Genomic DNA, 14,753 nt, shown 5'->3' on the forward strand with positions numbered 1-14,753 from the left:
CGAAAATCTTTGGAAGGCTCGAACTCTTAAATGGACCCATTAACCCTCATCATGCTGGCCGTGCTGGCCGTTCTCATCATCTTCATGGTGCGAAACAGCCGCAAGCGCAAGCGCGAGGCTGAAGAGCTCACCAACAAGATCGCCGAGGGCGCCTACGTCATGACCAACTTCGGCGTGTACGGCACGATTCTGAGCATCGACGTCGAGAACAACCAGATCCTGCTCGAGACCACGCCCGGCACCGTGCTCAAGGTGCACCGCCAGACCGTCACCCGCGTCGTTCCCACCGAAGACGAAGCCGTCGCCGACACCGCTGTCGACACGATCGACGACCAGAGTGAGCCCGAGTTCGGTGAGCGCATCCACGAGCCGCGCTCAGTCGCCGGTTCATCGAGCACCGACTCCTCGACGTCGGGTACTGTACTGAACGGTGTGCCGCTCGACGAGAACGGCAAGCCGACGTCAGAAAAGAAGTCGGGCGAGTAGTTCCGCACCTCCGTTCGCGAACTCGTCGAACGATCCTGCACGACATCCTGGGTGCCAGTATGTGACTGGTACTCAGGTTCTGTCTGTGTGCAGTACTGTTTCTCGGGGTCGTTATAGAAAGCTGAGTTTCACAGGTGGCAAAATCAACCGCCGTCAAGAGAGCCAGACGCACGCTCGTCTGGCTCCTTGTCATCTTCATCGCCCTCGCCGGCGTCAATGCCGCTGGCGCCATCTGGGGCGGTGGCTCGTGGTTGCCGAAACTCGGCCTCGACCTCGAGGGCGGCACCGAGATCATCCTGGCCCCGAAGCTCGAGAACGGCCAGACCGTCTCTGACGACCAGGTCTCGCAGGCCGTGTCGATCATCCGGCAGCGCGTCGACGCCAGCGGTGTCTCCGAGGCTCAGATCTCCACCCAGGGTGGCCAGAACATCGTGGTGTCGATCCCGGGCAAGCCCGACGACGCGACGCTCGCCCGCATCGAGGCGTCGGCGAAACTCGAGTTCCGGCCGGTGCTGGTGACCGACACGGCGACGACGCCGACCACCACGCCCACGCCCGGGCTCGATAGCACCCCGACGGCGTCGCCGACCGACGCCAGCGACCTCTCATGGGTCACGCCGGCGCTCGAAGACCAGTTCTTGAACATCGACTGCAGCTCGACCGAGGCGACGGATGCCGGGCAGGCACCTGCAGATCAACCTCTGGTCGCGTGCGGCAGCGACGGTGCCAAGTACATCCTCGGCCCCGTCGAGGTGTCGGGTGAGACGGTCACGAACGCCACCAGCGGGGTCGCGCAGACCAGCTCGGGCGCCTCCACCGGCCAGTACGTGGTCAACATCTTCTTCAACGACCAGGGCACAAGCGAGTTCGCGGCCGTCACGACCCGCCTCTCGGCCCTCACCGGTGCACAGAACCAGTTCGCCATCGTGCTCGACGGAAACGTGATCTCGGCTCCCCGAACGCTCGCGGTGATCACCAACGGCGAACCGCAAATCTCGGGCAACTTCACGGCCGACACGGCCAAGACCCTGGCCGACCAGCTGAAGTTCGGTGCCCTGCCGATCAGCTTCTCGGTACAGAGCCAGAACACCATCTCGGCGACCCTCGGTACGACGCAACTCATCAGCGGGTTGATCGCGGGGCTCATCGGGCTCATCCTGGTCGTGCTGTACTCGCTGCTGCAGTACCGGGTGCTCGGCGCGGTCACCATCGCCTCGCTCATCGTGGCCGGCACCCTCACCTTCCTGGTGGTCGACCTGCTCTCGTGGCGGGCCGGGTTCCGGCTGTCACTCGCCGGCATCGCGGGTCTGATCGTGGCCATCGGTATCACCGCCGACTCGTTCATCGTCTACTTCGAGCGAATACGCGACGAACTGCGTGATGGCAGAGGTCTCGAATCGTCGGTACAGGCGGGATGGAAGCGCGCGATCCGAACGATCTTCGCCTCCGACTTCATCAACCTGATGGCCGCCGTGGTTCTGTACATCCTCGCCGTCGGCAGCGTGAAGGGCTTCGCCCTCACCCTCGGTATGACGACGGTCATCGACCTGGTGGTCGTGATCATGTTCACGCACCCCATCATGACGCTGCTGGCCGAGCTGCCCTTCTTCAGGGACGGCCACAAGGCCAGCGGGCTCGACCCGAGGCAACTCGGAGCCGTGTACCGCGGCCGGGCCCAGTTCAAGGCGCCGTCGCCATCCGTCGCGCGAGGCAAGCAGGTCTCCTCGAGTCGCGAGGCGGCTCGCCGACAGACCATCGCCGAGCGCCGCGCCGCAGGATCGACGACACTCGTCATCGATCCGCCGGCAGGCACCACCCCGAGCACCTCGAACACCGAAGCGAGCGAGACCGGCGCGACCAGCTCGAGCGCGACCGTGACGACGGCGACCGAGGCACCCACGAGGGCGACATCTGCGGCATCGTCTGCCGCGCCGTCGTCGGCCACCACGCCCGCCACCCCGTCGCCCGACGCCGAGACCGGCACCGACGCGGCTGCGACCGGTACGGCCACCGGTGCGACCACGACCGGCACGTCGGCGACCGCTGGCTCGAACTCGACCCCGGCGCCGAGCACGCCCCGACCACCGGTGCGAAAGCCGACGCCGAAACGAAAGAAGCGCTGATGGGCCGCATGAGCGACCTGGGTAACGATCTCTACTCAGGCAAGAAGTCGTACAACATCGTCGGCCGGTGGAAGCTGTGGTTCACCATTGCTGCCGTGCTGATTCTCGTCTCCGTGTTCGGCCCGTTCCTGCGCGGCGGGTTCGTGTTCGGCATCGAGTTCCGTGGCGGTTCGCAGTTCTCCATCACCCAGGTCTCCGACACCAGCCAGCAGCTCGGCATCGACGCCGTGAAGTCGGTCGACTCGGCCCTCGTGCCGGCGGTCACGACGCTGGGCCAGAACGGCATCCGCATCCAGACCGACCAGCTCGACGACGCCGAGAGCAACCAGGTGCGCGACGCCGTCGCCAGCGCGTACAACGTGACGCCCGACCAGGTGACGATCAACTTCATCGGCCCGACCTGGGGCGCTGACATCACGGGGCAGGCCATCCGCGGCCTGCTCATCTTCCTCGCGCTGGCGGCCATCTTCATGGCCATCTACTTCAGAACGTGGAAGATGGCGGCCTCGGCGATGATCGCCCTGGTGCACGACCTCGTCATCACGGCCGGCATCTACGGCATCACCGGCTTCGAGATCACCCCCGCCGCCGTCATCGGCTTCCTGACCATCCTCGGCTACTCGCTCTACGACACGGTGGTGGTGTTCGACAAGATCCGTGAGAACACCCGGCAGATGGGCGAGAAGCCGACCCGCACGTTCAGCGAGACCGTGAACCTCGCGGTCAACCAGACCCTGGTGCGGTCGCTGAACACCTCGGTCGTGGCCATGCTGCCCGTGGCATCCATTCTGTTCATCGGGGCGTTCGTGCTCGGTGCCGGAACGCTGCGCGACATCTCGCTCGCCCTGCTGATCGGAATCTTCGTCGGAACCTACTCGACGATCTTCATCGCCTCACCGATGTACGCGCTGCTGCGTCGCGGCGAACCGAAGATCAAGAAGGCCGACGCCCGTGTTCTCTCAGCGCGTGCTAACCGCGAGGTTCGAGCCGCGAACGAGAGCGAGAGCGAGAGCATCTCCGCGTAGAATTGTGAGTGGAGGCCGCCCAATGACAGAAACCACCGCTCCGACCAACGCGTCGCTGCGGAGGCTGGTGCCGCGCCTCTTCTCCCGCGCTCAGCCGGCCGGGGCCGTCGACACTCTGATCCGCACCGTTCGGGCCAATCATCCGAAGGCCGACACGAGCATCATCGACCGGGCCTACACGGTCGCCGAGCGGGCACACGACGGCCAGAAGCGCCGGTCGGGCGAGCCGTACATCACCCACCCGGTCGCTGTGGCGCAGATTCTCGCCGAGCTGGGGATGGGCACGAAGGCGGTGGCCGCTGCGCTGCTGCACGACACCGTCGAAGACACCGACTACGCCCTCAACGACCTGCGCGCCGAGTTCGGCGACGAGGTCGCCATGCTGGTCGACGGTGTGACCAAGCTCGACAAGGTCAAATACGGCGAGAGCGCCCAGGCCGAGACCGTGCGCAAGATGATCGTGGCGATGTCGAAAGACATCCGGGTGCTCATCATCAAGCTCGCCGACCGGTTACACAATGCGCGCACCTGGGGGTTCGTGTCGACCGAGTCGGCGACCCGCAAGGCGCAGGAGACGCTCGAGATCTACGCTCCGTTGGCGCACCGGCTGGGCATCCAGGCCATCAAGTGGGAGCTCGAAGACCTCTCGTTCGCCGTGCTCTCGCCGAAGCTGTACGTCGAGATCGAGAACCTCGTGCGGCAGCGCACGCCGCAGCGCGAGGAGTACGTACAGCAGGTCATCGACCTGGTCAGCGAAGACCTGAAGGCGTCGAAGATCCGCGGCAAGGTCGCAGGGCGGCCTAAGCAGTACTACTCGATCTACCAGAAGATGATCGTGCGCGGGCGCGAGTTCGACGAGATCTACGACCTGGTGGGCATCCGGGTGCTGGTGAACTCGGTGCGTGACTGTTACGCCGTGCTGGGGTCGATCCACGCGCGGTGGACCCCGATGCCCGGGCGGTTCAAAGACTACATCGCCACCCCGAAGTTCAACCTCTATCAGTCGCTGCACACCACCGTCGTAGGACCGGGCGGCCGCGCGGTCGAGATTCAGATCCGCACCAACGAGATGCACCAGCGGGCCGAGTTCGGTGTCGCCGCGCACTGGAAGTATAAAGAGCGGGTCAATGCCGGCAAGGCCGGGCAGGTGGATGACCGGGGCGACGCCGACATGGCGTGGCTGGCCCGCATCTCAGACTGGCAGGCCGAGACGGTCGACCCCGGCGAGTTCCTCGACTCGCTGCGGTTCGAGATCGGCGCCAAAGAGGTCTACGTCTTCACCCCGAAGGGCCGAGTGATCGGCCTGCCGGCGGGTGCGACCCCGGTCGACTTCGCCTACGCGGTGCACACCGAGGTGGGGCACCGCACCATGGGCGCGAAGGTCAACGGCCGGCTGGTGCCGCTCGAGAGCACGCTGACGACGGGCGATGTCGTCGAGGTCTTCACCTCGAAGAATCCCGACTCGGGGCCGAGCCAGGACTGGCTGAGCTTTGTGCAGAGCCCGCGGGCCCGCAACAAGATCCGCCAGTGGTTCACGAAGGAGCGGCGCGACGAGGCCGTCGAGCAGGGCCGCGACTCCATCGCCCGGGCGATGCGCAAACAGAACCTGCCCCTGCAGAAGCTGATGAGCCAGGACGCCTTCACCGAGGTCGCGTCCCAGCTGAGCTACAACAACGTCGAGGCGCTCTACGCGGCGATCGGCGAGGGCCACGTCTCCACCCAGTCGGTCATCGAGAAGGTGCTGCAGTCGCTGCAGACCGAGGTCGAGAGCGACGACAGCGACCTCGAAGTGGTGGTCGGCACCCGCCGGCCGCGCTCGACGCACAGCGAATCCGGCGTGCTGGTGCGGGGCGCCCCCGACATCCTCGTGAAGCTGGCCAAGTGTTGCACCCCCGTTCCCGGCGACGACATCGTCGGTTTCGTGACGCGCGGTACCGGCGTCTCGGTGCACCAGTCAGATTGCCACAACGTGCAGTCGCTGCTGCAGGAGCCCGAGCGCATGATCGACGTGGAGTGGGCACCGTCGTCGAAGAGCGTCTTCCTCGTGCAGATCCAGGTCGAGGCGCTCGATCGCTCGGGCCTGCTCTCCGACGTCACCCGGGTGCTCTCAGAGCACCACGTGAACATCCTCTCTGCGACCGTCAGCACCTCCCGCGACCGCCTCGCGATCAGCCGCTTCGTCTTCGAGATGGGTGACACCACCCATCTCGATCGCGTACTCAACGCCGTGCGCCGCATCGACGCCGTCTACGACGTCTACCGCGTCAGCGGCGGCTGATCTGGCCCTCGCCCAGGCGGGGCGGGGGGCTTCGAGCACGCGCTGGAGGCGGGAACGGGCCAGGCGGCGGCGGGGGAGTGCGGTTGAGGCCGCGAGGCGGCGGTCGACGTCGGCGATAGTGATGCCGGCGGGAGTGAGCAGCGCGGTGAGGTCGGCGGCGAGGGCGTCGTCGAGCGCCGAGGCGAGGCGACTGAGGTCGATCGCGGTGCGCAGTCTCGAGGTGACGCGGAGGCCCGCGATGGTGGCGGTGTCGTGGGGGAGCAGGCGCACCTCGCTGAGGTCGAAGGTCGAGAAGCTGGTCGCTCGTGTGCTGCCGTGGGCGTCGACGAAGAGCTGGTGGCGCAGCGGCGGGCGGGCGATGACGCCATACACCCAGAGGGCGCTGCGCAGGGCGGCGATGGCGCGCTCAGGAGCGACCGCGGCGAGGGCGAGGGCGCGCAGCTGCGCCGATTCGGGTTCGGCGATGCTCGCGTAGACGCCGTCGATGGCGAAGAGGTCGCCGTCGAGCCGGGCGGCCGAGAGTTCGGCAACCGAGAAGTCGGCCTCGGTCACGAGGCGCGGCGAGGGGGCCGGTCGCGCAGGATGTCGCGCGCCGGATTCCGGAGAGGCGGCAACGGTCACGAGGCGTGGCGAGGCGGCCGAGATCCTGAGGAGGCCGACTTCACGAGGAGAAGGGCGGCGCGGGTGTCCGGGAGGGTGGCGGTCATGAGACCACTCTGACGCCTTCGGCCCACCGGGAGTCGTTCGAGGAGACAATCTGTGGAGAACCGCGCGCGGGCGCCCCGGGAGGCTAGTTCAGGGCGTCGAGCCAGATCTTGCGGGCATCCAGAGCCTCTTGCAGCTCGGCGACCTTGGCGGCGTCGCCCGCAGTCTGGGCGGCGTCGATCTCGAGCTGGAGCTTGGCGATGGCATCGGTGAGCTGGCCGGCGAGGCCCTCTGCGCGCGCCTTCTTCTCGGGGTTGTTCTTCTGCCAGAAGTCTTCGTCGAGCTTGCGCACGGCGGCCTCGACCTTGCGCAGGCGGTCGTCGACGCTCTTGACCTGGTCGCGGGGCACCTTGCCGATCTCGTCCCAGCGGCGCTGGATCGAGGTGAGCTTGTCGCGGGCGGCGACCCGATCTTTCTCGGTGAGCAGGGGTTCGGCCTCGGCGAGCAGGTCGAGCTTCTTCGCCAGGTTCTCTGAGAACTCTTCGTCGTCTTTGGCGACGACCTCGCTGCGCGCGGCGTACAGCGCGTCGCCCGCCGCTTTGAACTTGTCCCAGAGCTGGTCGTCGACACGCTTGCCGGCGCGGCCCGCGTTCTTCCACTCCGTGAGCAGGTCGCGGTACGCATTGACGCCGTCTGCACCGCGGGGGATGAGCGCCTCAGCCCGCTCGACGAGCTGCTGCTTCTTGGCGCGGGCGTCGCGGTGGGCGTTGTCGAGTTCGGCGAAGAAGGCCTTGCGGTGGCCCTCGATGATGGTGCGGGCGTCTCTGAACCGCTTCCACAGCTCGCCGGCCTCGGTGCGGGGCAGGCGGGGACCGTCTTGCTGGTGCTTCTGCCAGCGCGCGAAAAGGTCGTCGAGGCGGGCCGTCACCTGCTTCCACTGCGCCTTGGCGGGGTCTTCGGCAGCCAGTGCCTCGACCTCTTCGACGATCGCGGTGCGTACGGCGATCGCGTCGGCGAGCTGCGCCTTGGCTTCGACCTGCTGCTTCTCGGTGAGCGACGACACGACGACGGTCAGCGCATCGACGCGCTTCTTCAGCGCGCCGAGGTCGCCGATGGCGTTGGCGGTCTCGATCGCGCTCGAGAGCGACGACACCGCCTTGCTCACATCGGCGGCGGATGCCCCGCGCTTGACCCGCTGCTCGAGCAGGGTGACCTGCCCGGCGAGATCGGTGTACTTGCGCTCGAAATAGGCGAGCGCCTCTTCTGGTGTGCCGTCGGGAAACTGGCCGACGACACGCTCGCCAGAGGCTTCACGAAGATAAACCGTTCCGGTCTCATCTACGCGGCCCCAGGGCTGCTGGTCACTATCGATCACAAGAAAACACCCTACTGCACGGTGAGGTCGGTGATAGTGGTGGCGACCGCCGGCTTCTCCGTTCCCGACTGAACACCGGCCGCGATGACATCCGTCTGCAGCAGATCCATACCGCTGGTCACGTTTCCGATGACGGTGTAGCCGCCTGCGGTGTCGGCGGGAATGGTGCTGTCCTGGTAGACGATGAAGAACTGGCTGCCCTGGCTGTACGCCGAGTCTGACTGACGCGCCATGGCGATAGTTCCGGCCGGGTAGACGTTGTCGGCCGGTGCATTCTCGACCGGGCCGTAGTAGTAGCCCGGGCCGCCGGTGCCGTCGCCGTTCGGGTCGCCGCACTGCAGCACGTAGATGCCCGTGGTGGTGAGGCGGTGGCAGGTGAGGCCGGTGTAGAAGCCCGCCTGCGCGAGCGAGATGAACGACGATACGGCCTGCGGGGCTGCGGCACCGTCGAGGGTGATGGCGAGTGGGATGTTCGTGTTCAGGGTCATCGTGCCCGTCCACGGCCGCCCTTCGGCGATGCTCGACGACGGCACGTCGCCGCTGTTCGCCGACGGGTCGGGGGTGGCCACCGCCGTCGGAGCCACCGAAGCCGAGGCCTCGGGAACGGGCATCCCAGGCCCGGAGGAGAAGTAGAACACCTGCACGACGATTGCCGCGATCACCACGACCAGACCGACGATCACCGAGACGAGGTTGTCGCGCTTGCGCCGCGAGATCTGGTGCGCGTGCACCGTCTGGCGCGCCTGGTAGTTGCGCAGACGCTGTTTCGACTCGCGTGCCTCGCGCTCGGAATTGCTGGGTGCCACGAATCCTCCACTGCCGCGTGCGGCAGAAACTCAAGCTTGCCTGTTCCGCCGCCGAAAAGCACCGGACCCCCGAGAACTTTACGAGACTAGCGTCTCGATGTTCAAAAGTAGGGCGAAAAGCAGTGTCGGTGGCTGCGACTAGCCTTAGAGAATGGTCAGTTCGCAGCCCGGGCTCCACACGGGAGCGGTGCCACTCGCTGTTCGAATGCGCCCGAAGAGCCTCGACGAGGTGGCCGGGCAGAAGCACCTGCTGCGCCCCGGCTCGCCGCTGGTGAACCTGGCGAGCGACACGTCGAGTTCGCAGGGGTCGGTCTCGATCATCCTGTGGGGTCCGCCCGGCACCGGCAAGACCACGCTGGCCCAGGCCATCGCACACAGCTCCAACCGCAAGTTCGTCGAGCTGTCAGCCGTGACGGCCGGCGTGCGCGACGTGCGGCAGGTGATGGAGGAGGCCTTTCGCAACCGTGACCTCTACGGGCTCTCGACCGTGCTCTTCCTCGACGAGATCCACCGCTTCTCGAAGGCGCAGCAAGACGCGCTTCTGCCGGGCGTCGAGAACGGCTGGGTGATCCTGGTGGCGGCGACCACCGAGAACCCCTCCTTCTCGGTCATCGCCCCGCTGCTCTCGCGGTCGCTGCTGCTCACCCTCGAACAGCTGACCGACGACGATCTGGCCGTGCTCGTCGACCGGGCGGTGACGGATGCCCGGGGGCTCGCCGGCCGGGTAACCCTGTCTGACGAGGCCAGAGCCGCGATCATCCGCATGTCGTCGGGTGACGCCCGGCGCGCCCTCACCATGCTCGAGGCCGCGGCGACCTCGGTGTTGGCCGGCACCTCCGCTGACGCGGCCGGCGCATCGGCAGACGACGAGGAGCACAGCAACGAAGATCTGGAGGACGACGACGACGACGACATCGTCGTTCCCGAGATCACCGCAGAGACGGTGGCGCAGGCGGTCGACCGGGCACTGCTGCGCTACGACCGCAACGGCGACGAGCACTACGACGTGATCAGTGCGTTCATCAAGTCGGTGCGTGGGTCTGACGTCGACGCCAGCGTGCACTACCTGGCCCGCATGATCGAGGCGGGCGAAGACCCGCGGTTCATCTGCCGGCGCATGATCGTGCTGGCGGCCGAAGACATCGGCATGGCAGACCCGCAGGCGCTGGTGATGGCGACCGCCGCCGCCGATGCCGTGCAGTACATCGGCATGCCCGAGGGCCGCATTCCGCTGGCCGAGGCCGTGGTGTACTTGGCGACCGCGCCGAAGTCGAACGCCTCCTACCTTGCGATCGATGCGGCGATCGCCGATGTGAAGGCCGGAAAGTTCGGGCGCGTGCCCAAACACCTCCGCGACGCTCACTATCCCGGGGCGAAACGCCTCGGGCACGGTAAGGGCTACAAGTACGCGCACGACAGCGATGTGGGTGTGGTGACGCAGCAGTACCTGCCCGACGAACTGAAGGGCACCGAGTACTACCGGCCCACCGAGCACGGCAATGAGCGGGATGTCTCGGCGCGGCTGGAGAAGATCCGCAGGATTACGCGCGGAGAGGCGTGACGTGGGGGTTTCGATACGCCTGCGGCCTACTCAACCGGCGGGTTGGCCCGCTGGTTGAGTAGTGCGCAGCGCGTATCGAAACCTGCACGTGTGTGATAATCTTCTCGAGGCCTACTTCTGGGTGTCTTTAGCGCGGCTGCGAGAGATCCCAACGAAGGAAACGCGAGTTCTTTAGCCGAACCGCCCGGCACATCCCTCTGAATATATTGTTCGCCCGCCCCCGGCGGTCGAACGCGTATGAAGCTCGCCCATCGCTCAAGCGATGTCGCGGCTCGATACTTTCCTGTTTTCAGTTTCTCTTACTTTTTGAAGGATGTTTGTGTCTACCAAGTCACGTACCCGCAGCAAGACCCGCCTCTCCCGGGCCCTCGGCATTCCGCTGACCCCGAAGGCGGCGAAGTACCTCGAGAAGCGTCCCTACGCTCCGGGCGAGCACGGCCGCACCAAGCGCAAGACCGACTCCGACTACGCGGTGCGTCTGCGTGAGAAGCAGCGTCTGCGCGCCCAGTACGGCATTCGCGAAGCCCAGCTCAAGATCGCCTTCCAGGAGGCCCGTCGCGGCGCCGGCCTGACCGGTGAGAACCTGGTCGAGCTGCTCGAGATGCGTCTCGACGCCCTCGTGCTGCGTGCCGGTTTCGCCCGCACCACCGCACAGGCCCGCCAGATGATCGTGCACCGTCACATCATGGTCGACGGCGCTCGTGTCGACCGCCCCTCGTTCCGCGTCAAGCCGGGCCAGCTCATCCATGTGCACGCCCGCTCCGAGTCGATGGAGCCCTTCCAGGTCGCAGCGGCCGGCGGCCACGTCGACGTTCTGCCCAAGGTTCCGGGGTACCTCTCGGTCGAGATCGACAAGCTGCAGGCCCGCCTCGAGCGTCGTCCGAAGCGCGCCGAGGTTCCCGTGACGTGTGAAGTGCAGCTCGTCGTCGAGTACTACGCGGCCCGCTGACCCGAGTCACGCCGGCGCAAGCTAGCATTGGGGCGAGTCACCTTCGGGTGGCTCGCCCTTTTTCCTGTCACCGCCGGCCGGCAGCACAGCGTCGGCCGACACCACACCAAGGAGTGCCCCAATGTCGGGTGGAGATATCGCTGGGCTGATCGCGGCGGGCGTGTTCGCCGTGCTGGTCGCCATTCTGGCCCTGCCGCTGGTCAAGCTCGGCAAGGTGTTCGACGAGACGACGCTGGCGATCCGCGACGCCAGCAAGGGCCTGGCCCCGATTCTCGAAGAGTCGACCACGACCATCCAGGAGGCCAACAAGCAGCTGGCCCGGGTCGACGTCATCACGACGAACGTGGCGGAGGTCACCGGCAACGTGAACTCGCTGGTCGCGCTCTTCGCCGCCTCGCTCGGCGGCCCGCTGATCAAGCTGGCGAGCTTCAGCGCCGCGGCGCGCGAGATGATCCTCGGCGGCCGAGCGTTCGACGACGACGCCTCTGACAGGGCCGGGCGCCAGATGAAGAACGCGACAGCGAAGGCGGAGCGCGATAAGAAGCGTGCCAACAAGAGCGCCAAGGCCAGTCGGGCCGACTACTGATCACCCCTACACTTAAAGCTGCTTTTCCCCTCACTCGAAGGAGCGCGTCATGAAGAAAGTACTGTGGTTCAGTGCCGGTATCGCGGTGGGCGTCGTCGTCGCGCACCAGCTCAACCAGACCGCCCAGGGCAAGAAGGCCTTCGCGAACCTCGAGGCCAAGGTCAAAGACTTCTCTGACGCGTTCGTCGACGGCTACCACGACCGTGAGTCAGAACTGCGTTCAGCCATCGGCGGTGCAACGAAGTAGTGCTCACCGCAGACATCCGCCAGCGTTGGCTCACCTTCTTCGAAGATCGCGGTCACACGGTCGTTCCCTCGGCATCGCTGGTCAGTGAAGACCCGACGCTGCTTTTCACGGTCGCGGGCATGGTTCCGTTCATCCCGTACATGTCGGGGCTCGTGCCGGCACCGTTCAAGCGTGCGACCAGTGTGCAGAAGTGCATCCGCACCCTCGACATCGAAGAGGTCGGCAAGACCACCCGGCACGGCACGTTCTTCCAGATGAACGGCAACTTCAGTTTCGGCGACTACTTCAAAGAGCAGGCGATCGAATTCGCGTGGGAACTGCTCACGACGAGTGAGGCCGACGGCGGCCTGGGCTTCGACGAGAGAGACCTCTGGGTCACCGTCTACGAAGATGACGACGAGGCCATCGCGTTCTGGAAGAAGACGGCCGGCTTGCCCGACCACAAGATCCAGCGCCTCGGCAAAGACTCCAACTACTGGTCGACCGGCCAGCCCGGCCCGGCAGGTCCCTGCTCGGAGATCTTCTTCGACCGAGGCCCGGCGTACGGCAGAGACGGCGGCCCCGCAGCCGACGAAGACCGGTACATCGAGATCTGGAACCTCGTGTTCATGCAGTACCTCATCGCCAACGTGACGTCGAAGTACGACTTCGACGTGCTGGGCGAGCTGCCGCGCAAGAACATCGACACCGGCATGGGCCTCGAGCGCGTGGCGTTCATCAAGCAGGGCGTCGAGAACCTCTACGAGATCGACCAGGTTCGCCCTGTGCTCGACATGGCAGCGGCGCTGTCGGGCCGCTCCTATGGTGCCGTGCACGATGACGACGTGCGGATGCGCGTGGTCGCCGACCACGTGCGCTCTGCCCTCATGCTGATGTCTGACGGCGTCACCCCGTCGAACGAGGGCCGCGGCTACGTGCTGCGCCGCCTGCTGCGCCGCACCGTGCGCAGCATGCGCCTGCTCGGCGTCGACCGCACCACCTTCCCCGAACTCTTCCCGGCGTCCCGTGACGCGATGAAGGCCGCCTACCCCGAGCTCGAGGCCGACTACGAGCGCATCTCCCGCACGGCCTACGCCGAGGAGGAGGCGTTCCTGCGTACCCTCACGGGCGGCACGACCATCCTCGACCTCGCTGTGTCGAAGACGAAGGCGGAGAAGAGCGTGGCGCTCGCCGGCGACACCGCCTTCCAGCTGCACGACACCTACGGTTTTCCGATCGACCTGACCGTCGAGATCGCCGAGGAGGCCGGCCTCACAGTCGACCGCGAGGCGTTCAACCGCCTGATGACCGAGCAGAAGCAGCGCGCGAAGGCCGACGCGAAGTCGAAGAAGCTGGGCGCGCACGACCTGTCGGCGTTCGCCGAGTTCCGCGCGGCCGGCGAGACCGTCTTCACGGGTTACACAGAACTCGAGACCGACTCGCGCGTTCTCGGCCTCATCATCGACGGCACCTCGGTCAACACCGCCGTCGCCGGCGAGCTGGTCGAGGTCGTGCTGGCCGAGACCAGCCTGTACGCCGAATCGGGCGGCCAGGAGGCCGACTCGGGCACCATCATCAGCCTCGACGGCAGCCAGACCTTCGAGGTCGAGGTGCTCGACGTGCAGAAGCCGGTCAAGGGCCTGATCAGCCACCGCGGCCGCGTCACCAGCGGCCAGATCTCGATCGGCGACGCCGCACGCAGCGTGGTCGACAAGAACTGGCGCAAGGGCGCCACGCAGGCGCACTCCGCGACGCACATCGTGCACGCCGCTTTGCGCGAGATTCTCGGGTCGACCGCTCACCAGTCGGGCTCGTACAACAAGGCCGGTTACATGCGCCTCGACTTCACCTGGTCGAGCCCGCTCAGCACCGAGACGAAGAGTGAGATCGAAGAGATCTCGAACACCGCCGTGCAGGCCGACTTCGACGTCATCACCCGCGAGATGGCCGTCGACGAGGCCAAAGAGCTGGGCGCCATGGCGCTGTTCGGCGAGAAGTACGGCGACGTCGTGCGCATGGTCGAGATCGGCGGCCCCTGGTCGCGCGAACTCTGCGGCGGAACCCACGTGGTGCACACCTCTGAGATCGGCCTGATCAACCTGCTCGGCGAATCGTCGATCGGGTCGACCAACCGCCGGGTCGAGTCGCTGGTGGGCGCCGACGCGTTTCGCGAGTTCGCCACCGAGCGCGCCATCGTGTCGCAGCTCACGTCGTCGCTCAAGGCCCCACGCGACGAGCTCGTCGGCCGCATCTCCAGCCTGTCGGCAGAGCTGAAGGCCGCCGAGAAGAAGATCGCCGCCTACGAGGCCAGCGCACTGTCGTCACGCGTTCCGGCCATCGTGGCCAACGCCGGCCGGGTGGGCGCAGTGACCCTCGTCGCCGAGTCGGTGGGCGAACTGCGGTCGTCAGACGACCTGCGGATGCTCGTCACGAGTGTGCGCGAACGCCTCGGTTCTGACGCTGCCGTCGTCGCCCTCGCGGCCGACGTCGCCGGCAAGCCCGTCGTGATCGTGGCGACCAACGACCAGGCACGCGCCGCCGCGCTCAAGGCGGGCTCCCTCGCGCGCCTCGCCGCCGGCATCCTCGGCGGCGGCGGCGGCGGCAAAGACGACCTGGCCCAGGGCGGCGGAGCGAACGTGGCCGCCATCGATGAAGCGCTGTCGGGCATCCGCTCGGCCGTCGCGGCCGCGTAA

The 14,753-nt window shown here is 66.6% G+C and carries 9 protein-coding genes and 2 pseudogenes; 9 read left to right on the forward strand and 2 right to left on the reverse strand.

Annotation, left to right across the window (positions count from 1 at the left end):
* Positions 1-30: 30 nt before the first annotated feature.
* The 4 genes and pseudogenes from yajC to V3W46_RS18220 all read left to right on the forward strand — a co-directional run bounded on the left by yajC (position 31) and on the right by V3W46_RS18220 (position 5,912).
* On the forward strand, positions 31-486 hold the full coding sequence (gene yajC, locus V3W46_RS18205) for a preprotein translocase subunit YajC (RefSeq protein WP_331784559.1): 456 nt from the start codon (positions 31-33) through the stop codon (positions 484-486).
* Between the two features lie 134 nt (positions 487-620).
* Positions 621-2,303 (forward strand): annotated as a pseudogene (gene secD / locus V3W46_RS18210) (protein translocase subunit SecD); the annotation flags it as partial.
* Between the two features lie 305 nt (positions 2,304-2,608).
* Positions 2,609-3,634, forward strand: a complete 1,026-nt coding sequence (gene secF, locus V3W46_RS18215) for a protein translocase subunit SecF (RefSeq protein WP_331784560.1) — start codon at positions 2,609-2,611, stop codon at positions 3,632-3,634.
* A 22-nt stretch (positions 3,635-3,656) separates the two neighbouring features.
* Positions 3,657-5,912 (forward strand): RelA/SpoT family protein, encoded by a 2,256-nt coding sequence (locus tag V3W46_RS18220; RefSeq protein ID WP_331784561.1) that lies wholly within the window; start codon positions 3,657-3,659, stop codon positions 5,910-5,912.
* A gap of 790 nt (positions 5,913-6,702) precedes the next feature.
* Here V3W46_RS18220 and V3W46_RS18225 read toward each other — a convergent pair.
* The gene (locus tag V3W46_RS18225) at positions 6,703-7,932 is read right to left on the reverse strand and encodes a DUF349 domain-containing protein (protein ID WP_331784562.1); all 1,230 of its coding nucleotides are present in this window, start codon (positions 7,930-7,932) and stop codon (positions 6,703-6,705) included.
* 11 nt (positions 7,933-7,943) lie between these two features.
* Positions 7,944-8,738, reverse strand: coding sequence for a peptidylprolyl isomerase (locus V3W46_RS18230; protein ID WP_331784563.1), 795 nt, complete (start codon positions 8,736-8,738; stop codon positions 7,944-7,946).
* 151 nt (positions 8,739-8,889) lie between these two features.
* Between V3W46_RS18230 and V3W46_RS18235 the strand changes: the two genes are divergently transcribed.
* From V3W46_RS18235 to alaS, 5 genes and pseudogenes are all read left to right on the forward strand, one after another.
* Positions 8,890-10,299: a replication-associated recombination protein A gene (locus V3W46_RS18235; RefSeq protein ID WP_331784564.1), complete on the forward strand. Its 1,410-nt coding sequence runs from the start codon at positions 8,890-8,892 to the stop codon at positions 10,297-10,299.
* Positions 10,300-10,612: 313 nt separating this feature from the next.
* On the forward strand, positions 10,613-11,248 hold the full coding sequence (gene rpsD, locus V3W46_RS18240; RefSeq protein WP_331784565.1) for a 30S ribosomal protein S4: 636 nt from the start codon (positions 10,613-10,615) through the stop codon (positions 11,246-11,248).
* 121 nt (positions 11,249-11,369) lie between these two features.
* Positions 11,370-11,702: pseudogene (locus V3W46_RS18245) on the forward strand (DUF948 domain-containing protein); the annotation flags it as partial.
* A 181-nt stretch (positions 11,703-11,883) separates the two neighbouring features.
* Entirely contained in the window at positions 11,884-12,081 is a 198-nt protein-coding gene (locus tag V3W46_RS18250; protein WP_331784567.1) for a hypothetical protein, read from the forward strand.
* Positions 12,081-14,753 carry an alanine--tRNA ligase gene (gene alaS, locus V3W46_RS18255; RefSeq protein WP_331784568.1) on the forward strand — a complete coding sequence of 891 codons (2,673 nt, stop codon included), beginning with the start codon at positions 12,081-12,083 and terminating at the stop codon, positions 14,751-14,753. The genes V3W46_RS18250 and alaS overlap by 1 nt, the downstream gene beginning before the upstream one ends.

This window comes from Subtercola sp. YIM 133946, assembly GCF_036553535.1.
Classification (GTDB): domain Bacteria; phylum Actinomycetota; class Actinomycetes; order Actinomycetales; family Microbacteriaceae; genus Subtercola.